This is a genomic window from Propioniferax innocua (genome assembly GCF_006716235.1).
GTDB classification, from domain to species: Bacteria; Actinomycetota; Actinomycetes; order Propionibacteriales; family Propionibacteriaceae; genus Propioniferax; species Propioniferax innocua.
This window is the reverse complement of the sequence record NZ_VFOR01000002.1, coordinates 652,263-674,757: the sequence shown is the minus strand read 5'-3', so window position 1 is coordinate 674,757 and position 22,495 is coordinate 652,263. Positions and strand designations below refer to the sequence as shown.

Sequence of the window (22,495 nt, the reverse complement as noted above, 5' to 3'; positions counted from 1 at the left end):
TGAAACGGTCAACACAATGCAGCGTTTCACAGGGGGCCGAGCCTGTAGCAGAAATGATCATGGATCAAACGCTGCATTCGGGCGAGCATGTCACCTTGAGCGAGTGGTTCCCCTCTCAGCTCTGTCCACTGAGATCGAGTTCACCCACGCGTCCGATCACGGTTGTGGCCGGTGGCTGAACGTTGGCGTCGGCGCACGCCTCAGCGATGGTGGAGACCGTGCCCCGGAGCACGCGCTGATCGGGATGAGAGGCGCGCTCCACGGTCAGCGCCGGAGTGTCCGCATCCATGCCAGCTTCGAGCAAGGCGTGACATATGTGCGGCAGATTCAGTACACCCATGAGAATCACCAAGGTTGTTCCAGTACGTGCCAGAGCCGCCCAGTCGAGATCTGAACGTGGATCTCCCGGCGGAACATGCCCGGACACCACGGTGAAACCCTGTGTCAGGCCCCGGTGAGTGACAGGAACCCCGCCGGTTGCAGCCGACGCGAGCGCTGACGTGATGCCCGGGACCACATCGAAAGGAATGCCAGCTTCCATGCAGGCGAGAGCCTCTTCACCACCGCGACCGAACACGTAGGGGTCGCCACCCTTCAGCCGCACAACGTGCTTGCCGGTGAGTGCACGTTGGATGAGCAGGGCATTTATCTGCTCCTGGGGCGTGAACTCGCCACGCGGGATCTTGCCCACATCGATCAACTCACAGTCCGGGCGGGCCAACTCGATCGGATTGGGAGCCAACCGGTCATACAGCACCACATCGGCCTTCGCCACTTCAGCAGCTCCCCGAACCGTGATCAGATCCTGATCTCCTGGGCCGCCACCCACCAACACCACGCGTCCAGCCATCACATCCCACCTTCCTCGAGCCACCGTGCACAGGCGGCAGCGAAATTCTGTGCCATCATCGGGTGCCCCGCCCAATGCGTGTGCATGTAGGACGCGTGGACGCTCGGTGGTCCCGTCGGAGCAAGAGAGAACCCATGCCCGGCCCCGCCGTGCCGCCAAGCGCCGGTGCCGGCGTACCCGGGCGTCATGACCGTGCGATGGAACTCGTGCCCGGTCACATGATCTCCAGCGCTGGTCAACAGTGTGTCGACCGGGCTCACCACATCTCGATACCCCAGCGTCAGATGTGGCCCCATCTGCGCGGAGGCGGGGACAGCGCCAACCATGGCGTGACCATCGAGCGACTCGGCCAGATACAGCATGCCCGCGCACTCGGCGACCGTGGGAAGCCCCTCGCCGATTCGACGACTCAGGTCATCGACCATCGTCGTATTCGCGGCGAGGTCGATGGCGTGGACCTCGGGAAAACCTCCACCCATATACAGCCCGGCGATGTCATCGGGAAGCGCCGGGTCGGTCAGCGGGTCGAATTCCACGACTTGGCAGCCTGCTGCCTCCAGCAACTCTGAGAGCTCGGCATAGCGGAACGTGAAGGCACGCCCACCGGCGACTGCCACACGTGGCCGCCCGCGCACCGGAACCATCTCGGCATGGGGATCCCACGGTGTCGTATCCAGCGGTTCGGCCGCAGCGGCAACCGCGGCGATGGCGGCGACATCGACCTCGGCACGAATCTGCTCCGCCAATCGAGACATTGCGACATCGGCCTCAGCACGTTCGCCCACCGGGACCAGACCCAAGTGGCGGGAGGGGACATGGATCGCTTCATCCCGAGGAAGAACACCGAACACCGGTATGCCGGTGGACTCCACCGCTCGGACCGCCTCGTCGGCATGACGGACCGTCGCGGCCTTGTTGAGGACCACACCTGCCACGTGGAGATCCGGATCGAAGGTTGCGAGTCCGTGGACCCAAGCCGCCACCGTGCGTGACGTGTGCGAGACATCGACGGTCAACACGATGGGGGAGCGGGTCAAATGTGCCACGTGCGCGGACGAACCGAATCCCTCGGTGTTGAGACGACCGTCGAACAAGCCCATGACGCCCTCAATCACACTCACCCTGGTGCCCTCCGCACCGTGAGCGAGCAACGGGGCGATGCGGTCTTCACCACACATCACCGGATCGAGGTTACGCCCGGGACGCCCGGTGGCGAGCCGATGGTAGCCGGGGTCGATGTAGTCCGGCCCGACTTTGAACGGGGCCACATCATGGCCCGACGCATGCATCGCCGCCATGAGGCCCGACGCGATGGTGGTCTTGCCGTGCCCCGACGCCGGAGCGGCGATGAGGACCCGAGGCAGGTCCAGTGGGCCGGTCATGCGGCCCGATGAGCGCGCACGGTGTCGGCCAGACGCGTCGGATCGATCGTGGAGCCGCCGTCCGCCAGATCATCGAGCGGACAGAGCCTGGCGCCGAGCGCGGTGGCGAGGCGTCGGGCCAAGCCCATGCGGAAACGGCCCGTCTCGCAGTCGACCATGATCGAATCGATTCCCTCGGACCGCAGGTGGGCCGCGGCCATCTCGGCGCGACCGACGGCATCGGTCCCGTGGGTGGCGCGGCCATCACTGATGATGACCAGCAGAGCACGCCGGTCGGGGTCTCGAAGCTTCTCGAGCCGGAGAACCTCGCCTGCCTGCAGGAGCCCCTCGGCCAAGGGGGTTCGCCCGCCGTGGGCCAGATCGGTGAGACGTCGGGCGGCGGCGTCCACTGAGGAGGTGGGCGGCAGGAGCAGTTCCGAATCTGCACCACGGAACGAGATGAGCCCCACCTTGTCGCGGCGCTGATAGGCGTCCAGGAGAAGCGATAGCACCGCGGTCTTGACCGAGGCCATCCGGCGGCGAGCAGCCATGGAACCGGAGGCATCGACGCAGAACAGCACGAGATTGGACTCGCGTCCCTCGGTGACGGCACGACGCAGATCGTGGCGACGGAGCAGGAGACGCCCTTCACGGCCACGGGCGGCCTGGTGTGGTGCTGCAGCCCGCACCGTGGCAGGGACATGCACCGGGCCTGCGTTGGATGTGGTGACACCGACCCGACGTCCGCGGCTTGTTATGGCGCGGCTGCGTCGTCCGGCAGCGCCCCGGCCAACGCCCTCGGCGGTGAATGTCCGGGTGCGGTATGCCTCACCGACTTCGGCGACCCCGACGGGGAGGGGCGTGACGTCCGAGTCGGGGCCATCATCCGCCGTGTTGGTCGGTTCGTTGGTCTGGGGCTGCTCAGGGGCCGGCCCGGAATCCGGCTCCGAGGATTCATGCTCCGAGCCGGGCGAAGACTGGTCCTCTGCGGGCTCCCCCTCCGGTGTGTTCGGGGCAGGGTCGTCCGGACCGTCGGGCTGGTCGGGGTCCGGCGGCTCCGGATCGTCGTCCAGGAGACGATCGAGGAGTTCCTCGTCGAGCCCCGGAGCATCGAACGGATTCCGGCGTCGGCGGTGGGGCAGTGTCAGTCGGGCGGCGGCGCGCACATCGGCGCGCACCACGTGGTCACGACCCTGCCAAGCGGCGTGGGCCATGGCGGTACGGGCGGTGACGATATCGGCACGCATGCCGTCCACATCGAAACCAGCACACACACGGGCGATCGCAGCGAGGGACCAATCGGTGAGCACGACTTCGGCCAGACGCGTGCGAGCCTCGGCGATACGGCGCGCCAAGTTCTCTTGGGTCGAACCGTAGCGAGAAGCGAATGCGTCCGGATCGGCTTCATAGGCCAACCGTCGGCGCACGACCTCGGTGCGCATGCCTGGCTCGCGAGGAGCGGCAACCTCGACCGTCAACCCGAACCGGTCCAGAAGCTGGGGCCGGAGCTCACCCTCCTCGGGATTCATGGTGCCGACCAGCACGATCCGAGCGGCGTGGCTGACCGACACCCCGTCGCGCTCGACGGTGTTGCGGCCCATCGCGGCGGCATCCAGCAGCAGGTCGACCAGATGGTCGTGGAGGAGGTTCACCTCATCGACGTACAGGATGCCGCGATTCGCCTCGGCCAGCAGGCCGGGCTCGAATGCTGCCTCGCCGGCACCGAGAGCCTTCTCGAGGTCGAGCGAACCGATCACCCGATCCTCAGTTGCACCGACGGGCAGCTCCACGAGCCTGGAGGGGCGGTGCAGGATGTTCTCGGTGTGCTGGTCGGTGTCGGGGCACGTGGGGTCAGGCTGTGCTGGCTCACAACCGAATCGACAGCCGGCCATGACCTGCTGCGTCGGCAGAACATCGGCCAGGGCTCGCACCATCGTGGATTTCGCGGTGCCCTTCTCGCCACGGACGAGAACTCCGCCGATGGCCGGGGAGACGGCGGTCAAGGTGAGGGCCAGCCCCATGTCGTCCGAGCCCACGATGGCGGTGAACGGGAAAGGTTTCATGTGGTGTACCTCCTCACGGGTCCTCGCCCGTGGTCGTGACCGGAAGGAGTGAACTCGACCTGGCTCGCGACGTGTCGCTCACAGTGGCGGGACCGCTCCGGGTTTGCACCGGATTCCGTTCGACTCCACCGAGCATCCTTCCACATCTGCTGCGGCCCCGGTGCGCACCACCGCATGGATGATCTGCGATCGAGCGAACGGGCCTCGCCGAGGAGTGGCTGCTCTGCTGTCACAGTGACGGTGCGCGTGATACGAGGGCTCGGCGGATCAGAGCGATGACCCCATCGGGGTCCTCGGTGAGCATTCGCCAGGTGAGGCGGAGCACCTGCCATCCGTTGATGACCAAGGTGTTCTGCCGTCGGCGATCGCGTTCGAAGACTTCCCGGCCACTGTGGAACGCGAATCCATCGACTTCCAGGATGAGCCGAGCAGCGCGGAAGACCACGTCGGGGTGGAAGCGTTGCCCGTCCTCGACGACGGGATCGTTGGCTGACCAGCCGGTGATCCCGGCGGCATCGAGGAGGTCGTGCAGATGACGCTCGGCTTCGGACCACGGATTGCTTCGGCTGCGTTCGAGCAGGATGCGCCGAACCACGTTGCCGGCTCGCCCTGGGGAGCTGGCCAGCGCTCGGTGGAGCTGTGTCAGGACTCCGCCGGTGCGGTCGGTGCGCAACAGGTCATCCACCAATTTGCCGCCCAACTCCGGTACAAGATCGAGTGCGGCCATGGCCGGGGTGAGGAAACGAAGCCCATGCCGTTCATGCCACACCTCGTCGGAGAGCGTTCCGTGGCTGAGGCGGATGCGTCCGCTGCGGATGCTGCGACCACGGTGCATGGCGGTGATCTTTCGAGGGACCACATCCGACCAGCCGTTGAGCCATGCCGCGGTTCGACCGGTGAAGATCGCATCCGGATAAGCGCGAGCCACCACCCGAACGAGCGTGCGGTGATCGTGCTGGGTTCCGGCGGCCACATAGATGCCCCGTAGCACCCGCACCAGCAGGCCGCGATCGGCCCATCGGGACAGCCGGCGGCGCAGGGGCCGATGGTCACGGGCCAAGATCACACCGTCGTTCAGTAGCAGAAGAGCTTCGAGATCCATGCTCTTCGTTATGGAAGGGGAAGAGCCGTCGCCGAACCGCCGGTGCTGCAGCTGTGGATGGGCGCACAGACTGTCCACAACCCTCCAGGGGATGAGGCAGGCAGATGGGGAAGCCCGCTGTTGTGGGGTTGGCGCGGCTCGGCAGGAATCTGCTGGGAGGTTGTGGTCATGCCCGGTCGAGCGTGATTGCCCGGTCGAGCGTGATTGCCCGGGGCGATGGGCGAAGCCATGCACGGCTCATTAGGCTGTGCGCGTGATCGACGTGGTGGGAATCGGAGCTGCAGGGCCCGACGCAGCGGCCAGGGCTCTGATCGAGCAGGCGGATGTGGTCATCGGGGCGCCGCGGCACCTCGATCTGGTCGGCCCTCTGCGCGGTGAGACCCACGAGCTTCCATCGCCTCTGCGCGCCGGGCTCTGCGAACTCATCGGGCAAGACCCGGAGACGGAACGGCGAGTGGCGGTGCTGGCCTCGGGCGACCCCCTCGTAGCAGGAGTCGGGACGACGCTCATCGACCTCTTCGGCTCGGACAGAGTACGAATCCACCCTGCGGTTTCATCGGTGGCATTGGCGAGGGCTCGCATGGGGTGGGCCGCCGAGTCGGTGGAGATCGTCCGGCTCGGTACGCCCGATCAGATCCGCCGATTCGTTGCCCCGAATGCCCGCATCATCGTTCTGTCTGTTGATGAGACCTCACCGGTGGCCATCGCCATGACCCTCATCGCGGCCGGTGCTGGCGATACGACCCTGACCGTTCTCGGAGATCTCGGCACCGAGCACGAGTCTCGCGCCACGGCAACGGCTCGAGAACTTCTCGAATCCACCATGGAATGTCCGCGCCTCAACGTGGTGTGCGTGCAGGTCTCCGGTGCCGATGCCGCAGGGGTTCTTGCGCCCGGGCTCGATGATGACGCTTTTCACCATGACGGGCAGATCACCAAACGGCACATCCGCGCCAGTGCGCTGGCAGCCCTTGCGCCGAAACCCGGAGAACTTCTGTGGGATCTCGGGGCTGGCTCGGGTTCGATCGGAATCGAGTGGGCGCGATGCCACCGGTCCCTGCGCACCATCGCGGTGGAGCAGAATCCCGAACGCGCCGAACGCATCGCCTTGAATGCGGCAGCTTTGGGGGTCCCCGGCCAAGTCGAGGTTCACATCGGCTCTTCCAGGGAAGCCCTCGCCCCGCTGTCGGAACCTGATGCGATCTTCATCGGCGGCGGTCTCGACGCCGACCTCGTGGAGGCCTGCTGGCAGCGGCTCACCATCGGTGGACGCCTCGTGGTGCACGCCGTGACACTCGAGACCGAATCACTGCTCATCGACCTCCAAGACCGTCGGGGCGGTGACCTTGCACAGCTTCACGCCCAGACCCTTGAGCGCCTTGGACGTTTTCGGGCCTGGCAGCCCAGCCGCCCGGTTGTGCAGTGGTGTGTGACGAAGACATCCCAGGAGGACCAGTGACCATTCATTTCATCGGGGCAGGGCCCGGCGCGGCAGATCTGCTCACCGTGCGTGCCACCCGGCTCATCGCCGCCAGCGGTGTGGTCATCTACGCAGGGACCTATCTCGACGCCGAGGTCCTCTCCCACGCCTCACCAGGCGCTGATCTGGTTGATTCCCAGCGCCTCAATCTGGACGACATCATCGAGGTCTGCCAACGCGCCCACGCCGATGGTAAGGATGTTGCTCGACTGTGCTCGGGGGATCCGTCGGTCTACTCAGCCCTGGCCGAGCAGACCCGCCGTCTCGACCGCGCCGGGGTGCCGTGGGATGTGTGCCCGGGGGTTCCCGCCTACGCCGCCGCGGCCGCGCTGCTGGGCCGTGAGCTCACCGTTCCCGAGGTGGCGCAGACGGTCACGCTCACCCGGGCTCAAGCCCGCTCCACCCGCATGCCCGAGACCGAGACCATCGAGAACGTCGCCCAGGTCGGCGGCACGGTGGTGCTCCATCTGGCGATCCGGCATGTCCGACGCCTCGCCGAGGCCCTCGCCGCCGCCCACGGGGCGGAGACGCCCGCCGTCGTCGTGGCCCGCGCGTCACAACCCGAGCAGCAGATCCTGCGTGGCACCCTCGCCGACATCGCCGATCAGGTGGATGAATCCGGTCTGACGCAGGCCGCGGTCGTCCTTGTCGGCACGGCGCTGGGGTCCGACGACTTCATCGAGTCGCACCTGTACCGGTCCCGACGCGACTGAAGCACCCTGACGCGATGTCACCGGTCGTCGAGGAGGGCGACCACATCGGCCATGGTGCGTGGTGCCTGCCCGTCGGCAGGCAGGAGACCGGCATCGATCAGCCGAGCGGTGAGTTCCAGCGGCCACGGGCGACGCAACCGTGCTGCGGAGATCACCGAGGTGTCGGAGAGGATCTCGGTGGTGTCGCCGACGCGGGCCGTCCCGCCGCCCACCACCAACGCACGGGTGGACCAGGCCAGGGCGAGATCGACGTCATGGGTGGCCATGACCACGGTGGTGCCCTGCTCCTCGAGTCGGTCCAGGACACCCAGCATGTCGTCGATGCCCTCCGGATCCAGACCCGCGGTCGGTTCGTCGAGCAGCAGCACCTGGGGGCGCATGGCCACCGCGCCGGCGATCGCGACCCGTTTGCGTTCTCCACCGGAGAGCTGGTGCACCGGCCTGTCACGCAGGTGATCCAGCGTCAGCAGGGCGCAGGCCTCGTCGACGCGGGCGAGGGCGTCGTCGGGGGAGAGCCCGAGGTTCAGGGGGCCGAAGGAGATGTCGGCTGCGACGTCGGCGCTGAACAGTTGGTCGTCGGGGTCCTGCAGCACCATCTGCACCACACGCCGATGCTCGGCCAGAGCCCGTGGCCGGTACGACAGCGGTTGACCGTTCCGTAGCACCTGCCCGGCCGTCGGTCGCAGAGCACCGCTGAGCACTGAGAGCAGCGTCGTCTTGCCCGAGCCGTTCGCTCCGAGTACGACCCAGCGTGTTCCCCCGGTCAGGTCCACGGTCAGGTCGTCCAACACGGTGCCCCGGTCATAGCCGACGCGGAGCCCGCGGGCCCCCAGCGTCACCACGGGAACCACCCGAGCACGGCCGTGGCGGTCACCAGCAACGTCGCCGCGATGAGGAACGGCATCGAGTGGGGGCGGGGTGGGGTCACGGTGCGCAACGCCCCGGTGTAGCCGCGCCCGGCCAGTCCGGCCTCGAGGCGACGAGCCCGATCCCAGGCGAGCACGAACACGCGGCTCGCGACCCGTCCTGCGGTCTGGAACCGGCCCGACAGGGTCGTCGTGCCCAGCCGGGCGGCCTGCGCCCGATGCAGGCTACCGGCGGTCGCGGCGAACAGGAACAGCATGCGATAGGTCAACGCGGCGACCTCGATGAGTTCGTCAGGGATCCGCAGCCGACGCAGCCCGGTGAGGAGATCGACCATGGGTGTGGTCGCGGCCAGCAGCACCACTGCGGTCATCCCGGCGAAACCTCGCCCGACCAGTTCGGCGGCCCGCACCAGACCCGGCGTGGTGATCGCGATCGGCCCGGTCCGCCACACGGCGTCCACACTCCGGGACGTGTCGAGGCTGATGGCGACAGCCAGTACCCCCACGGCGATGAAGACCGTGGGTGCAGCCACAGCGCGGGCCCAGATACCGACCGGTACCCGGGCCCACACGAGGGCACACGCCACGGCCATCGCGCCGGCGGCCACGCCACCCGGCCACACCGGCGCGGACACCGCGACGATCAACAGGCCCAACGACAGCAGGGCCTTGTCGCCGACATTGCGGGTCCGCCACCGGCTGGCCCACGCGGCACGGTCGAGGGCGGGTTGGTGCATCAGCCGTCCGCGCGGGGCTCCGCCGGATCGGGGGCTGGTTCGGTGACATTACGACGACGCGCGCTGTAATGACCGATGGCGTAGCCGAGGACGCCGGCGCCCAACGCCGCCTGCAGCGCGAACAGACCCGATTCGATCTCTCCGCTGCCGGGTTCGAAGACCGGCGAGAACCACGGCTCGTAGCCGTCCTCCTCCAACTGCTCGGTGGCGGCGGCGTCGGTTCCGCCGAACGCCTCCTCGCCCTCGGGGGCTTCGGGCGCGATGAGCATCGGGATCGCGAACAACAGCACCAGGGCCGCCAACAGGGCGAGGGTCACACCCAGGGAGTTCTTCTTCTGCACGGTGGATTCAGACATTGGCCGGCTCCTGGGAGACGGGAGCGCGCAGGAAACCCAACAGACGCAGCTCCGGATCGGCGATGGCCACCAGGCCACGGAACAGCAGCACCCCGAGGACACCCTCGGCGAGTGCCAGCGGGATCTGGGTCAGTGCGAAGATGCCCAGGAACTTCGCCGCGGCCGCGCCGAAACCGCCGACCGGGTCGGGGTGGGCGATCGCGAGTTGCAGCGAGGTCACCACATAGGTGGTGAGGTTCGCCACCGCCATGGCGAAGAACACTCCGACCATCTGCGGAAGCCGCACGCTCTGACACAGCCGGTACACCGCGTACCCGGCCCACGGACCGACGATGGCCATCGAGAAGACATTGGCCCCCAGCGTCGTCAACCCACCGTGGGCCAGCAGCAATGACTGGAACAACAGCACCACCAGCCCCAGGAAGGCCATGACCGGTGGTTTGAACAACACCGCGCCGGCACCGGTTCCGGTGGGATGAGATGAGGATCCGGTCACGGACGGGAGTTTGATGGCCGACAGGACGAACGTGAAGGCTCCGACAGCGCCCAACAGCAGGCGAGCCTCGGGTTTTTCACGGGAGATGCGGACCACTTCGCGGGCGCCGTGCACGACGAAGGGGGCTGACACGGCGAACCACAGGCCGGCTTGAACAGGAGGGAGGAATCCCTCGGCGATATGCATGTTGTCGACTCCTCACCCGGGATTGCGCGTCCCGGATCGTAGGGCTGCCCCGACGCGCAGTTCCTGACTCCCGGGGCTGAGCCCGGTGCACAGTGGCGCGACCGTGCCGGATTTGCACCGGCTTCCTCCGCAACGGGGCGATCTTGCCTCGAGTATCGCACAGCGCTCGGAGGTGCGGTCGGGGTCTGCGATATCCGGTTTCGCCGCAGTGACGCCGCAGCGGCCAGGCTCGATGTGACGTCCAGGCCACGTGCCGATCAGGGACGTACGAACCTGGGCGTCCACACCCCATGCGGCCCGATCCGTGTCGAAGATGCTCCGATGATGAGGCAACAGCCCATGTCGATGCTCTCGGGGTCCAGTTCGCCGAGCGTGGTCACCTCCAAAGATTCCTCCGCCCGGCCGATGTGTCGGCCAACCACGACGACCGTCTCCGGTGAACGCTCGGTGCGCAGTACCTCCAGCGCTTCACCGAGTTGGTGTGGCCGGCTCCGCGAGCGCGGGTTGTAGATCGCGAGCACCAGATCGGCCCGGGAGATGTGCACGAGACGGTTGACGATCACGTCCCACGGCTTGAGTCGGTCCGACAAGGACATGACCGCGAAGTCGGCGCCGAGCGGGGCCCCGGCGCGAGCCGCCACGGCCTGTGCCGCAGTGACGCCGGGATGCACCTGTACCTCCACGTCGACGAAACGTTCGTCCTCAGCGGCCTCGAACACCGCCGCCGCCATGCCGAACACACCGGCATCACCGCCGGAGACCACCGCGACATCAACGCCACCCAGAGCCGCCTCGAGGGCGTCTCGGGCGCGATCGACCTCCACGGTGTTGCCTGACGGGTTGAGCGCCAATCCCGGACGCGGAGGTACCTTCGCCACGTACGGCGCATACCCATAGACCGCGCTCACCGACGCCAACACCGAAGCGGCATCGGGGGTCAGCCAGGTGTCACCGGCCGGGCCGAGCCCCACCACATGCACCGTTCCGATGGCCGAATCAGTCCTCGAGGGTGCAACGCTGCCAGCAGCAGCGGCTCGTCCGGCATCATCGGCGCGTCGATCCCGCCCGGTCACGATCGCGATGGAGAAGTAGGGCACTTCGTCCACCTCGGCCGCACGGTGCACCGATTGCTCATTCCAGGTGGCCCGCTCGATGACGTGTGTGCGATCCAACAACCCTGCCTGCCGCAGGGCCTCCTTCACCGATGGCCATGTGCGGCCGAGTTTCATGATCGCTGCGGCGTCGGTGTGGGCCAGACGCCATGCCAGTTCCGGCACGGGGAGTGTGCCGGGCAGGACTGTCAGCACGTCTTCGTGGAAGGTCAGGCCGTGGAAACCCGGCATGTCGGCCAGTGCTGCGGTGGATCCGCTGATCGACGTGACTCCGGGCACGACCTCGATGGGGAAGCGACCCTCGAGACGTTCATGGAGATACATCCAAGAACCGAAGAACAGTGGGTCCCCGGCGGCCAGCACTACGACGCTGCGGCCGGCCTCCAGATGTCTGAGTATCCGCTCGGCAGCATCATCGTAGAAATTCTCGATCACGCTGTAGTAATCCGTGACCGCGCCGGTCGTCACGGGGTAGGGAAGGAGCTCCTCGATGACATCGTCGCCGAAGAGTGGGGCGGCGATCCGCCGAGCGATGGAGGTGCCGTGGGTGCCGGAGAAGTAAGCGATGACGTCGGCATCCTCGATGCGCCGTGCGGCTTTCAGCGTGATCAGATCAGGGTCGCCGGGGCCCACTCCGACGGCTGTAAGAACCGCGGTCATGGCAGCTCGCGTTTCTGGGCCAGAGCGTTGATCGCGGCGACGGCCATGGCAGATCCACCGCGCCGTCCGCGCACGGTCAACCAGGGAATGTCGGACTCTTCCAGGGCCGCCTTCGACTCGGCCGAGCCCACGAAACCGACCGGTACGCCCACGACCGCCGCTGGACGTGGCCCCCCGTCGGCCACCAGGTCCAAGAGATGGAACAGGGCGGTGGGAGCGTTTCCGATTGCCACGACGGCACCCTCGAGAAGTTCGTCCCACAGCGATACGGCAGCCGCTGAACGTGTCGTTCCCCACTGCATGGCGAGATCGGCTACGCGTTCATCGTGCAGCAAACAATGGATCTCGTTGGCGGCAGGAAGGCGTCGGCGCGTGATGCCGGTGCTGATCATCGTGGCATCGGTGAGGATCGGAGCCCCGGCCTCAAGTGCTTCGCGGGCTGCTGGCACGAGGTCTGGGTGGAATGCGATATCCGAAGCCACGCTGGTGTCTCCGGCAGCGTGGATGATCCGTACGGCAACGATCTCCTGCTCGGTGTCGAAGCCGGTCAGGTCGGATTCCTCACGGATCATCGCGAACGACCGGCGGTAGATCTCAGTGCCATCGGTCTCGTAGTCATACAGGCGGGGCGGTGGTTGCATCACCAGACAACTTTCCCATGCCCCTGTGCCTGAGGATGCGCCGGTGCTCGTGTCGGGGCACGGGGGCTGCCGAGCATGGGGTGTCCACAACCGACCAGTCGTTGTCCGGCATTCGTCGCTGGAGCCCTCACTCCGTGGGTGACGAGAATCGAGTGGTCGGTTGTGGACACCTCGTGCGGATGGATGAAGCCGATTCAGGCGAGCACCTCGACGCGGGCATCGCGCGGAGCTCCGCAGCGGCGGTCGCATCCGGCCACATGAACCGGTTCATCGACTCCTGTCTCAGCCAGCCGCTGTGCGTGGCCGATGGTGTCGGCATCGGTGCGACGGCATGACGGGGCGCCGACGCAGGCGCTGATCGAAGCCCATGGATCAGCCGCATCGATGATGAATCCCGCTTCGCCGAGTCCAGGATGCTCGGGCATGACGAGTTGTCGCCACGGTGTGACTGTCACCTCGGTGTTCCCGCCGAGGCCGTGTAGGACCTGGATCAGGCTCGCGGTCAGGAACCCGAGGGGTACCCCGGCCACGACCTGCCCACCATCGAGGGGGCCACATGGCAGCGGGGTTCCCGAAGGAGTCGGGCGTGCCTCCCAGTCCACGCCGAAGACCGCAGGATCCACCTCGCGCACATGCCACGGTGCAGCATGGCCTCGCTCGGCCGCCTGTGTGCGGAAGCCCTGGAAGACGCGAGCCACGTGGACGAGAGTTTCTGCGGCGTCCTCGGCCCGGACCCGGCGTGCCAGGCCGTGGCCACCCAGATGGAGCCATCCGACCGTCGGGTCGGTGCGATCTGCGGCCCAGGCCAGATCGAAGGGTTCGCCGATCACATCACCACAGGTGTCGATGACGGCGAGGAAACGTCCGGGGAGTCCCGCCAGGTCGGGATCAGCACACAGACGGGTGTCGACATCGGCGATCATCGTCTGGGCGGCATCGTCGAGGGGGCTGGCGAGGAGATTGCGCACGAGCTCGTGGTCGGGAAAGGGAAGCCAATCGTGCAGGTCATTGACGAGGTCTTCCGGGAGTGGATCGGGAAGCGCCCGCAGCTGCAGATTGCCGCGAGAGGTGAGCTGGATCAGTTCCGCGCCGGAGTGGCGGCGAGTCACCTCCAGCAGCTCAACGAGCTCGTGCACCCGCACCCGGCCTCCGGGGCGGCGGACACGAACCATCGAGCCGTCACCGGAGACGAAAGGGCGAAGGGCGCCGGGGCAACGATCGGGGACCTGGTGATTCACCGGAAGCGACATGCGCGAAACGGTAGTCCTGTGGCATCGGCCACAGGGCGGGGCCCCGGGGCGGTGCTCGTGTTCCACGGGTGAGGTATCGCATGGGTGTGATCCTGATGTCGCCGGTTTCACCGGGTGTGTGTTGCGAGGGACGTGAGCGTGGTTACGATTCCGGCATGCGTATCGCCCTGCTTTCGACCTCCGACACCGACCTTCTCGCTGCTCGCGCCAGTGGCGCAGATTGGACTTGGGAGAACCCCTTCCGCACCCCCGAGATCGATTGGGCGGCGGTCTGTGCCAAAGCCGACCTGGTGGTGTTCCGCTGGCTCGGTTCGGCGGCGAACCTGCCCGAGATGTGGCCCACGATCCGCGACTGCGGCAAACCCCTTGTGGTGCTCGGCGGCGAGCAGGTTCCCGAGGCATCGTTGATGGAGCTGTCATCGGTTCCGGTGAACGTGGCGGCGCAGGCGCATCTCTACCTGGCTCAGGGCGGAGCGGAGAATCTGCGGCAGGTGCATGCCTTTCTCGCTTCGACGGTGCTCATGGATGGTGTCGAGTTCGAGCCGGTGACCGAGCAGCCCGAGTGGGGGACGCTGGAGCGCCCCGAGCAGCCCGCCGATCCGTCGGACGGGGCCCGCCCTCGTGTCGGAATCCTGTTCTACCGTGCGCAGTGGGCGGCAGGGAACACCGATTATGTGCATGCCCTGGCGGATGCCGTTGACGACGCTGGGGGTGTCGGCGTCCCGGTGTTCGTCACGTCTTTGCGTACACCGTCCGATGAGCTCCTCGAGCATCTCAAGGACTATGACGCCCTGGTCACGACGGTGTTGGCGGCCGGTGGCACGAACCCGGCGCAGGCCTCGGCCGGCGGCGATGACGAAGCATGGGATGTGGCGGCGCTCGCTGCCCTCGATGTTCCGATCCTGCAGGCCCTGTGTCTCACCTGGAGTCGTGCTGAATGGGCGGCCAGTGATGATGGGGCACGTCCGCTCGATGTGGCCACCCAGGTGGCGGTGCCCGAATTCGACGGGCGCATCATCGGCGTTCCGATCTCGTTCAAGGAGGTCGACGATGACGGCCTCCCCGCCTACGTGCCCGACCATGAGCGATGCCGACGCATGGGGCGTATGGCCGTCAAGCACGCCCGGCTGCGGTCGATTCCACCCCGGGAGCGCCGTATCGCGGTGGTCTTGGGTGCTTATCCGACCAAGCACGCCCGCATCGGTAACGCCGTGGGGCTCGACACACCGGTCTCCACGATCCGTCTGCTGCGTGCCATGCGTGTGGCCGGTTACGACATCGGTGAGCCCGGTGAGATCCCGGGGACCGGTCCGATCGAGCCGGTCGAGGGGGAGGCCGAGGACACCACACGCGGCAATGCCCTCATGCATGGCCTCATCGCAGCGGGCGGCCAGGATCCCGAGTGGCTCACCGAGGAACAGCTCACCGGCCAGCCGGTCCGGATCCCCGCATCACGCTATGCAGAGTGGTTCGCCGATCTTCCCGAGGAACTCCGAGAGGCCATGTCCGAGGCCTGGGGCGAAGCACCCGGGGAGGTCTTCGTCACTGCGGAGGGCCAGTCGGAGAGCGGTGAACGCGAGATCGTCGCGGCCACCCTGCAAGCCGGCAATGTGGTGATCCTCATCCAGCCGCCGCGTGGTTTCGGCGAGAATCCGATCGCGATCTACCATGATCCCGATATTCCGCCCACGCATCACTATGTGGCGACCTATCGCTGGATCGAGGAGGAGTTCGGCGCCGATGCCGTGGTGCATGTCGGCAAGCATGGCAACCTCGAGTGGCTACCCGGCAAGAGCCTTGCGCTGTCTCCTGGCTGCGGGCCTGACGCGACTCTCGGTTCCATGCCGTTCATCTACCCGTTCCTCGTCAACGATCCCGGCGAGGGTTCGGAGGCCAAACGTCGTGCGCATGCCACGATCGTCGATCACCTCGTGCCACCGATGGCCCGGGCTGAGACCTATGGCGATGTCGCCCGCCTCGAGCAGCTCCTCGATGAATACGGCAATGTCTCGGTGATGGACCCGGCCAAGGCTCCGGCCCTGCGTGGTGAGATCTGGACGCTCATCAAGGCTGCAGAGATGCACCGTGATCTCGGCCTTGACGAGGCTCCCGAAGAGGATGAGTTCGACGACTTCGTCATGCACGTCGATGGCTGGCTCTGCGAGATCAAGGATGTGCTGATCCGCGATGGTCTGCATGTGTTGGGGCAGGCTCCGACCGGCGAGGAGCTGGTCAGCATGGTGCTGGCGATCCTGCGGGCCCGCCAGATGTTCGGCGGTGGCGACGCTCTCCCGGGTCTGCGTACGGCGCTGGGCCTTGAGGATCAGGCTTCGACAGCCGAGGTGGATCGTGTCGAGGAGATCGCCCACGATCTTGTGCGACGCCTTGCCGATGTCGGCTGGGACGCCGCCGGTGTCGATCTCACCGACCTTCCCGAAGGGGCGGACGCCGAGGCGGTGCGCGACTCTCTCGAGTTCGGCGCGACGGAGGTGCGTCCGCGGCTGGCTGAGACCGAGCGCGAGATCGACATGGTGCTCCACGCGCTCGATGGCGGATACATTCCGGCCGGTCCGTCGGGCTCGCCGCTGCGTGGGCTGATCAATGTGTTGCCCACGGGACGGAACTTCTATTCGGTCGATCCGAAGGCGATCCCGTCTCGGTTGGCGTGGGGGACTGGCCAGGGTTTGGCTGATTCGCTCATCCAGCGGCACCTCGATGAGACCGGTGAATATCCGCGGTCGGTGGGCCTGTCGGTGTGGGGTACTTCGGCCATGCGGAACTCCGGTGATGACATCGCCGAGGTCCTCGCCCTCATGGGCGTCGTGCCGCAGTGGGATGATGCGTCGCGTCGCGTGGTCGGCCTGGAGCCGATCCCCTTGGAGGAGTTGGGGCGTCCACGCATTGATGTGACGGTGCGTATCTCGGGGTTCTTCCGCGATGCCTTTCCCCATGTGCTGACGCTTCTGGATGACGCCGTGCGCATGGTCGCTGAGCTCGATGAGCCGGATGACCAGAATTATGTGCGGGCACACACCCGGGCCGACGTGGCTGAGCATGGTGATGAACGCCGGGCGACCACACGTATCTTCGGATCGAAACCGGGATCGTATGGGGCGGGAATCCTGCCGCTGATGGAGGCGGGCAACTGGCGTTCCGACGCCGATCTGGCCGAGGTCTACGCCACATGGGGCGGTTTTGCCTATGGGCGTGGGCTGGACGGTGTGCCGGCACGGGAGACCATGGAGGCCAATTACAGGCGTATCCAGGTGGCGGCGAAGAACATCGACACCCGTGAGCACGACATCGCCGATTCCGATGACTACTTCCAGTACCACGGCGGCATGGTCGCCACGGTTCGGCATCTCTCGGGGGCCGAGCCGAAGGCCTTCGTCGGTGATTCGACAGTTCCCGAGTCGGTCCGCACCCGCACCCTCAGCGAGGAGACCGCCCGCGTCTTCCGCGCCCGCGTGGTGAATCCCCGCTGGATCGCGGCGATGAAGCGTCACGGTTACAAGGGCGCTTTCGAGCTCGCGGCCACCGTGGACTACCTGTTCGGCTTCGACGCCACCGCGCATGTGGTGCCCGACTGGATGTACGCCAAACTGGCCGAAAGCTACGTGCTCGACGCTGATACCCAGCAGTTCTTGAAGGACGCCAACCCGTGGGCGTTGCGCGGCATGATCGAGAAGCTTCACGAGGCCGTGGATCGTGAGATGTGGGCCGAGCCCGACGCCGAGGTGTTGCAGCAGATGCAGCAGGTGTATCTCGACGTCGAAGGCGACCTCGAGGAGTGACTGGCCAGGGTCAGGATCTCGGGGGCTCGCCCGGTTGGGGCTCGCCCGGTTGGGTCTCGCCCGCTGGGGTCTCGGGGGCCCGCAGGAGGTAGATGTCCATCATCCAGCCGTGTTCGGCGCGGCCACGTTCCCGGAGGTCGATGATCTCGTCGGCCACATCGTCGACGAGGCCGTGCACGAGCATTTCGTGGGGTGAGCCGAGGTAGGCGCCCCAGTGGATCTCGATGCCGTGTCCCTTGAGTTCCTCGGCGGGGAATCTGCCGTTGAGCATCACCACGGCGTCGGCTTCGGGGTTCCTGGTGCCGATCGGCCAGTCCTGGAGGAGTCGTCTCCCGGTGGTGATGACGACGGGTTTTCCGATGCGGTTCAGCACGATGCCGTGTGACGCGGCCAGTTGCTGGACCGCAGAGATCCCCGGTTCCACGTGTACAGGTGCGGGGTGCACCTGCTGCAGGTGTGTCACGAGGCGCAGGGTGGAGTCGTAGAACGCCGGGTCCCCCCATACGAGGAACCCGATGTGCAGGTCCGAAGCTCCGGCGCGCAGGAGGTCGTCGATGGCCACCAGGTGGGCCGCGACCCGGCGGTCGTGCCATGCCTCGACTCCTGCCCGATACTCCTGCGCGGTGCGTTGGGCGTCCGGGCCGCGGTCGGCATCGGGGATCTCGATCATCCGGTGCGGATGACGCATGTGCCGCTCGCACAGGCGTCGACGCAGCAGGCGGAGGTCGCTGGTGGCATCACCCTTGTCGGGGACGAGGAACACGTCGACGCGGTTCATGGCTTCGATGGCGGCCAGCGTCAGCTGGTCCTCGCCGCCACAGCCGATGCCGATCACTTCGTAGGAGGCCACCATGGGGTCAAGCCTACGGCGCGGTCGCTGCGGGCGTGGGCGTCGGTACTACCATCTGGCGCATGACTGACGCACGACGCGACTACGACCATGATCGGGTGGCCGCCGCGGTGCGGGAGATCCTCATCGGCATCGGCGAGGACCCCGACCGGGAGGGACTCATCGAGACCCCTGATCGGGTCGCACGCGCCTATGCCGAACTGTTCGCCGGGTTGCGGCAGGATGCGGCTGAGCCTCTGGCCACCACCTTCGCGGTGGATCACGACGAGATGGTGCTCGTCAAGGACATCGAGATGGTGAGCTGTTGTGAGCATCATCTCCTGCCGTTCACCGGCGTTGCGCATGTGGGCTACATCCCGGCGTTGAATGGGCGCGTCACGGGCCTGTCCAAACTGGGGCGGCTCGTAGACGTGTACGCCCGGCGCCCGCAGGTCCAGGAACGTCTGACCGGGCAGGTCGCCGATGCTCTCGTCGACCACTTGGAGGCACGCGGCGTCATCGTGGTCATCGAGGCCGAGCACCAATGCATGACGATGCGCGGGGTGCACAAGCCCGGGTCGCGCACCATCACCAGCGCAGTCCGTGGGCAGCTGCTCAATGCGGCGACGCGCGCCGAGGCGATGTCGCTGATCGTGGGGCGCTGATCGTGGGGAGGAGGACGCGCATGTGCGAACGCCTTGACCTGCACGGACCCACCCGTGTGATGGGCGTGGTGAACGTGACCCCTGACTCGTTCTCCGATGGGGGTGATTGGTTCCAGCATCAGCGCGCGATCGAGCATGCGTTGGAGCTGACGCGTTTGGGCGCCCACATCATCGATGTCGGCGGGGAATCGACCCGTCCCGGGATCGAGCGGACCTCTGTGGAGGAGGAGGCGCGACGCGTGCTGCCGGTGGTGGAGGCTCTCAGCGAGGCCGGAGTCCTGATCTCAGTGGACACCATGCGGGCTGAGATCGCCGAGGCCTGTCTGGAGCGGGGTGCCCACGTGATAAACGACGTCTCCGGTGGCATGGCCGACCCTGACATGTTGGGGGTGGTCGCGGCCTCGGGTGCAGCGTTCATTGCGCAGCACTGGCGCGCTCACTCCCATGAGATGGATGCGGCCGCGTCCTACGGCGATGTGGTCTCGGAGGTGCGCGGTGAGCTTGCCGTTCGGCGGGACGCGGCGTTGGCGGCGGGGATCGAGGCCGATCGCCTCATCCTCGACCCCGGTTTCGGCTTCGCCAAACGCACCGAACACAACTGGGAGATCCTGCGGAGTCTCGAAGAATTCGTGGGGCTGGGGCATCCCCTGCTGTTGGGGGTGTCGCGCAAACGCTTTCTCGGTGAGCTGTTGGCCGATGATGACGGGCCGCGACCGGCCAAGGAACGTGACGCCGCCACCGCTGCGGTGACGGCCTTGGTGGCTGGCCGTGGCGTCTGGGCGGTGCGGACGCATGACGTCACGCTGAATGCCGATGCGATCAGGGTCGCCGAGCAGATGCGGCGTCCACGAAACGATGAGGGGCGATGACCATGAGCCATGACCGCATCACCCTCCGGGGGATTCGGGCGCGGGGACGTCACGGAGTGTTGAGGGATGAACGCGAGAACGGGCAGGAGTTCGTTGTCGACGTGGATCTGCATATGAACCACGAGGAGGCGGCGCGGAGTGATTCGATCACCGACACCGTCGACTACGACGAGTTGGCGAAGGTGATCGTGGCCGATATTGCCGCAGAGCCGTTGAATCTCATCGAATCCTTGGCCGAACGTATTGCGCAGACGGTGTTGCGGGAGCCTGCTGTGGCAGCGGTTGAGGTCGTGGTGCACAAACCCGAGGCGCCCGTTTCGGTCCCGGTGGCAGATGTATCGGCCACCGTGTTTCGTTCCCGGTCCTCCGGTGGCCTAGGGTCAGCGGTGTCCAGCCAGTTCGTTCGGTGATCCAGGCCGTTCGGTGATCCAGGAGTTCCGAGTCATGACGCATCCTTATGCCATCGACGCCGACACCTTGAGCGGCATGAAGCCGCTGCGCAAGGTCGTGTTCGCTCTTGGTGCGAACCTGGGGGATCGGCTCGACAATCTCCAAAGTGCCCTCGACGAGTTGTCCAACACCCCCGATGTGATCGTCGTCGATGTCTCTCCGGTGTACGAGACCGAAGCCATCGGTGGTCCGGAAGACAATCCGGACTTCCTCAATGCCGTCGTGGTGGCCGAGACCACCCAGCCACCGCGGACCCTGATCGAACGCGCTCATGCGATCGAATCAGCGTACGGGCGCAATCGTGAGGAGCCCAACGGCCCGCGGACCTTGGATGTCGACGTCATCGTCGTTGGCAACGTACGCCAGGAGACTGACCCGACGCTGCCGCACCCGCGTGCACATCAGCGTGCCTTCGTGCTCGTCCCTTGGGCCGCCGTCGACCCGTTGGGGGAGATCCCGGGGCACGGCAGGATCGTCGAGCTCTTGGAGGACATGGATGCCAGTGGCGTCCGCAAGACCGATCTCACGCTCGAGGTCGAGTGAGGTGGAGGGATCGGAGGATCCCGGTTCTCGGCAGGCGACGCCGCTGCAGTTGACCTCTCGTCGGGATCTTGCCGTTGCCGGGCTCGCCGGTGGGCTGCTGGGGTGGCTGATCGTGGCCACGGTCCGTCTGATCACCAAGGCCGATCCGTTGTTGCCGTGGGTCGGTCCGGGAGTTCTGTGGTTCATCGCGTTGGTGTTGCTGGTGACCGCGATCGTGGCTCGTCGACGCTTCCGCACCGCCCGCACTGAGGTGGAGCCCGAACAGGCCGTGACGTTCCTGGTGCTCGGCAAGACCGGGGCTTTGGCCGGGGCGATCGTCGGCGCTGGGTATGCGGTGTTCGCGTTGATGTTCGTGGAGCATCTCCATGCGGCCGGGCCCCGTGACCGGGTGATCCGTGGTGCTGTCGCGGCTGTTGCCGGGTTGGTGACGATGCTCTCCGGGCTGTGGCTCGAGCGGCAGTGTCGGGTACCCGACGGGTCCGGCACCGATGATGATTCGGGTTTCTCCGATGAGGCGTCCGGTTTCTCCGATGAGGCGTCTGGGACCTGAGCGCCCGCCCATGTCGCACGGGCCGTCCCGGACTTGGGTGGGATGGCCTTCCGTGACGAAGGTACCTATGATTGATTCGTGGGAAACGAGACTGCTGATACCAATACCTTCCGTCGTTCTGAAGCCCGAGTGACTCCACTGCAGCGCCGTGCGCTGATCGTGTTGGGCGTCGGGGCGCTCATCGCGCTGGGGCTCGCATTCGGCCCGGCATGGTTCGTGCGTGCCGGCGTGGGGGTCGCCATCCTTGCCGGTCTGTGGGCGCTGGTGACTTCGTTCCGCGAGCTTCACTTCGAGAAGCTCGAGTCCGAGCGTCGCCTCATCCGTCAGACCCGTGACCACGGCCGTGCTCTCAGCGAGGAACGCATCCGCAATGGTGAGGTCGTGGAGGCCCTGCGTCGCTCCAACGTGGACGCCAGCCAGCGTCTGCGCGCCGCGAAGGCTGAGGCCCATGAGGGGCAGGTTCGGATCGTCGAGTTGACCGGCACCGTCGGGCGGCTCAATGCCGAGCTGTCGTCGCTGCGTGGCAACAACCTTGCTCTTCGGCAGGAGATCGAGGAGGTCAAGGCCCGTCTCGAGGAGGCTCAGGCCGAGCTGGCCGAGCTCCGTGCTGAACTCGATGACGACGAGGTCGTGGCCCTGCCGCGGCGTGCTGCGCGACTGTGGGAGCAGCTCCCCAGCGCCGAGGAACTCTGGGTCGAGGGCAATCACCCCACCGTCGTCGATCTTCAGCGTCTCGCCTTCCCCACCGAAGAGTTCCTCGAGGAGCGCAAGCAGGCCTGAGCGTTCTGGCCGTCACGTCTGCCAGAGGGGACGTGATCGGCGCACCTCTTTCAGCAGCTCACGTTGTGCATCAGCCCGGACGGTGACCGTCCGGGTTGATCGCTTTTGTCAGGTCGTTGTCGGTGAAGGTCGTTTGCTGGGA

21 protein-coding genes and 2 riboswitches are annotated in these 22,495 nt (G+C 66.6%); of the genes, 9 read left to right on the top strand and 12 right to left on the bottom strand.

All coding sequences use genetic code 11. From position 1 onward, the window contains the following. Positions 1-115: 115 nt before the first annotated feature. The 4 genes from cobA to FB460_RS09880 form a co-directional block, all read right to left on the bottom strand. Positions 116-850 (bottom strand): uroporphyrinogen-III C-methyltransferase, encoded by a 735-nt coding sequence (gene cobA, locus FB460_RS09895; RefSeq protein ID WP_142093969.1) that lies wholly within the window; start codon positions 848-850, stop codon positions 116-118. Beyond that, positions 850-2,232: a cobyrinic acid a,c-diamide synthase CobB gene (locus FB460_RS09890; RefSeq protein WP_211345937.1), complete on the bottom strand. Its 1,383-nt coding sequence runs from the start codon at positions 2,230-2,232 to the stop codon at positions 850-852. The genes cobA and FB460_RS09890 overlap by 1 nt, the downstream gene beginning before the upstream one ends. Next, positions 2,229-4,274, bottom strand: a complete 2,046-nt coding sequence (locus tag FB460_RS09885) for a putative cobaltochelatase (RefSeq protein WP_142093968.1) — start codon at positions 4,272-4,274, stop codon at positions 2,229-2,231. Before FB460_RS09885 ends, FB460_RS09890 begins: the two co-directional genes overlap by 4 nt. Before the next feature lie 58 nt (positions 4,275-4,332). Beyond that, positions 4,333-4,387, bottom strand: a riboswitch (cobalamin riboswitch). Between the two features lie 116 nt (positions 4,388-4,503). Continuing rightward, positions 4,504-5,376, bottom strand: a complete 873-nt coding sequence (locus FB460_RS09880; protein WP_142093967.1) for a DUF559 domain-containing protein — start codon at positions 5,374-5,376, stop codon at positions 4,504-4,506. 253 nt (positions 5,377-5,629) lie between these two features. Between FB460_RS09880 and cbiE the strand changes: the two genes are divergently transcribed. Together cbiE and FB460_RS09870 are read left to right on the top strand one after the other, a co-directional pair. After that, complete coding sequence (gene cbiE, locus FB460_RS09875; RefSeq protein ID WP_211345936.1) at positions 5,630-6,835, top strand: precorrin-6y C5,15-methyltransferase (decarboxylating) subunit CbiE; 1,206 nt, start codon at positions 5,630-5,632, stop codon at positions 6,833-6,835. Further along, positions 6,832-7,569 carry a cobalt-precorrin-4/precorrin-4 C(11)-methyltransferase gene (locus FB460_RS09870; protein ID WP_142093965.1) on the top strand — a complete coding sequence of 246 codons (738 nt, stop codon included), beginning with the start codon at positions 6,832-6,834 and terminating at the stop codon, positions 7,567-7,569. The genes cbiE and FB460_RS09870 overlap by 4 nt, the downstream gene beginning before the upstream one ends. 17 nt (positions 7,570-7,586) lie before the next feature. On the opposite strand, the gene FB460_RS09865 is transcribed toward FB460_RS09870, so the two are convergent. The 7 genes from FB460_RS09865 to FB460_RS09835 all read right to left on the bottom strand — a co-directional run bounded on the left by FB460_RS09865 (position 7,587) and on the right by FB460_RS09835 (position 13,873). Then, positions 7,587-8,420, bottom strand: coding sequence for an energy-coupling factor ABC transporter ATP-binding protein (locus tag FB460_RS09865; protein WP_142093964.1), 834 nt, complete (start codon positions 8,418-8,420; stop codon positions 7,587-7,589). After that, complete coding sequence (cbiQ, locus tag FB460_RS09860) at positions 8,405-9,172, bottom strand: cobalt ECF transporter T component CbiQ (protein ID WP_142093963.1); 768 nt, start codon at positions 9,170-9,172, stop codon at positions 8,405-8,407. Before cbiQ ends, FB460_RS09865 begins: the two co-directional genes overlap by 16 nt. Continuing rightward, complete coding sequence (locus tag FB460_RS09855; protein ID WP_142093962.1) at positions 9,172-9,528, bottom strand: energy-coupling factor ABC transporter substrate-binding protein; 357 nt, start codon at positions 9,526-9,528, stop codon at positions 9,172-9,174. Before FB460_RS09855 ends, cbiQ begins: the two co-directional genes overlap by 1 nt. Then, on the bottom strand, positions 9,521-10,210 hold the full coding sequence (locus FB460_RS09850; RefSeq protein WP_142093961.1) for an energy-coupling factor ABC transporter permease: 690 nt from the start codon (positions 10,208-10,210) through the stop codon (positions 9,521-9,523). The genes FB460_RS09855 and FB460_RS09850 overlap by 8 nt, the downstream gene beginning before the upstream one ends. Before the next feature lie 46 nt (positions 10,211-10,256). After that, a riboswitch (adenosylcobalamin (AdoCbl) riboswitch) is annotated at positions 10,257-10,349 on the bottom strand. 118 nt (positions 10,350-10,467) lie between these two features. Next, positions 10,468-11,982 (bottom strand): precorrin-3B C(17)-methyltransferase, encoded by a 1,515-nt coding sequence (gene cobJ / locus FB460_RS09845; protein ID WP_142093960.1) that lies wholly within the window; start codon positions 11,980-11,982, stop codon positions 10,468-10,470. Next, complete coding sequence (locus tag FB460_RS09840; protein ID WP_246044390.1) at positions 11,979-12,623, bottom strand: precorrin-8X methylmutase; 645 nt, start codon at positions 12,621-12,623, stop codon at positions 11,979-11,981. The genes cobJ and FB460_RS09840 overlap by 4 nt, the downstream gene beginning before the upstream one ends. 194 nt (positions 12,624-12,817) lie before the next feature. Next, entirely contained in the window at positions 12,818-13,873 is a 1,056-nt protein-coding gene (locus FB460_RS09835) for a cobalamin biosynthesis protein CobG (RefSeq protein ID WP_142093959.1), read from the bottom strand. 155 nt (positions 13,874-14,028) lie between these two features. Here FB460_RS09835 and cobN point away from each other — a divergent pair, with 155 nt between their 5' ends. Continuing rightward, a complete protein-coding gene (cobN, locus tag FB460_RS09830; protein WP_142093958.1) occupies positions 14,029-17,667 on the top strand; it encodes a cobaltochelatase subunit CobN in 3,639 nt (1,212 codons plus the stop codon). A gap of 10 nt (positions 17,668-17,677) precedes the next feature. Here the strand turns inward: cobN and cobF are convergent, their stop codons facing one another. Beyond that, positions 17,678-18,520 carry a precorrin-6A synthase (deacetylating) gene (cobF, locus tag FB460_RS09825; protein ID WP_142093957.1) on the bottom strand — a complete coding sequence of 281 codons (843 nt, stop codon included), beginning with the start codon at positions 18,518-18,520 and terminating at the stop codon, positions 17,678-17,680. 59 nt (positions 18,521-18,579) lie between these two features. Here cobF and folE point away from each other — a divergent pair, with 59 nt between their 5' ends. The 6 genes from folE (at position 18,580) to FB460_RS09795 (ending at position 22,353) form a co-directional block, all read left to right on the top strand. Beyond that, entirely contained in the window at positions 18,580-19,161 is a 582-nt protein-coding gene (gene folE / locus FB460_RS09820; RefSeq protein WP_142093956.1) for a GTP cyclohydrolase I FolE, read from the top strand. 20 nt (positions 19,162-19,181) lie between these two features. After that, positions 19,182-20,030 (top strand): dihydropteroate synthase, encoded by an 849-nt coding sequence (folP, locus tag FB460_RS09815; RefSeq protein WP_246044357.1) that lies wholly within the window; start codon positions 19,182-19,184, stop codon positions 20,028-20,030. Next, entirely contained in the window at positions 20,027-20,440 is a 414-nt protein-coding gene (gene folB, locus FB460_RS09810) for a dihydroneopterin aldolase (RefSeq protein WP_142093955.1), read from the top strand. Before folP ends, folB begins: the two co-directional genes overlap by 4 nt. Positions 20,441-20,474: 34 nt before the next feature. After that, positions 20,475-21,023, top strand: coding sequence for a 2-amino-4-hydroxy-6-hydroxymethyldihydropteridine diphosphokinase (folK, locus tag FB460_RS09805; RefSeq protein WP_142093954.1), 549 nt, complete (start codon positions 20,475-20,477; stop codon positions 21,021-21,023). 1 nt (position 21,024) lies between these two features. Beyond that, complete coding sequence (locus tag FB460_RS09800) at positions 21,025-21,573, top strand: DUF3180 domain-containing protein (protein ID WP_170210040.1); 549 nt, start codon at positions 21,025-21,027, stop codon at positions 21,571-21,573. Positions 21,574-21,651: 78 nt separating this feature from the next. After that, positions 21,652-22,353: a hypothetical protein gene (locus tag FB460_RS09795; RefSeq protein WP_142093952.1), complete on the top strand. Its 702-nt coding sequence runs from the start codon at positions 21,652-21,654 to the stop codon at positions 22,351-22,353. Positions 22,354-22,495: the final 142 nt, after the last annotated feature.

What these genes read in the sequence shown, in the direction of transcription:
- folP (WP_246044357.1), top strand. Translation starts at nt 19,182, where the DNA reads ATGTGCGAACGCCTTGACCTGCACGGACCCACCCGTGTGATGGGCGTG.
- cobF (WP_142093957.1), bottom strand. Translation starts at nt 18,520, where the DNA reads ATGGTGGCCTCCTACGAAGTGATCGGCATCGGCTGTGGCGGCGAGGAC.
- FB460_RS09890 (WP_211345937.1), bottom strand. Translation starts at nt 2,232, where the DNA reads ATGACCGGCCCACTGGACCTGCCTCGGGTCCTCATCGCCGCTCCGGCG.
- FB460_RS09885 (WP_142093968.1), bottom strand. Translation starts at nt 4,274, where the DNA reads ATGAAACCTTTCCCGTTCACCGCCATCGTGGGCTCGGACGACATGGGG.
- cobN (WP_142093958.1), top strand. Translation starts at nt 14,029, where the DNA reads ATGCGTATCGCCCTGCTTTCGACCTCCGACACCGACCTTCTCGCTGCT.
- folB (WP_142093955.1), top strand. Translation starts at nt 20,027, where the DNA reads ATGACCATGAGCCATGACCGCATCACCCTCCGGGGGATTCGGGCGCGG.
- folK (WP_142093954.1), top strand. Translation starts at nt 20,475, where the DNA reads ATGACGCATCCTTATGCCATCGACGCCGACACCTTGAGCGGCATGAAG.
- FB460_RS09850 (WP_142093961.1), bottom strand. Translation starts at nt 10,210, where the DNA reads ATGCATATCGCCGAGGGATTCCTCCCTCCTGTTCAAGCCGGCCTGTGG.
- cobJ (WP_142093960.1), bottom strand. Translation starts at nt 11,982, where the DNA reads ATGACCGCGGTTCTTACAGCCGTCGGAGTGGGCCCCGGCGACCCTGAT.
- FB460_RS09835 (WP_142093959.1), bottom strand. Translation starts at nt 13,873, where the DNA reads ATGTCGCTTCCGGTGAATCACCAGGTCCCCGATCGTTGCCCCGGCGCC.
- FB460_RS09855 (WP_142093962.1), bottom strand. Translation starts at nt 9,528, where the DNA reads ATGTCTGAATCCACCGTGCAGAAGAAGAACTCCCTGGGTGTGACCCTC.
- cbiQ (WP_142093963.1), bottom strand. Translation starts at nt 9,172, where the DNA reads ATGCACCAACCCGCCCTCGACCGTGCCGCGTGGGCCAGCCGGTGGCGG.
- cobA (WP_142093969.1), bottom strand. Translation starts at nt 850, where the DNA reads ATGGCTGGACGCGTGGTGTTGGTGGGTGGCGGCCCAGGAGATCAGGAT.
- FB460_RS09840 (WP_246044390.1), bottom strand. Translation starts at nt 12,623, where the DNA reads ATGCAACCACCGCCCCGCCTGTATGACTACGAGACCGATGGCACTGAG.
- FB460_RS09880 (WP_142093967.1), bottom strand. Translation starts at nt 5,376, where the DNA reads ATGGATCTCGAAGCTCTTCTGCTACTGAACGACGGTGTGATCTTGGCC.
- folE (WP_142093956.1), top strand. Translation starts at nt 18,580, where the DNA reads ATGACTGACGCACGACGCGACTACGACCATGATCGGGTGGCCGCCGCG.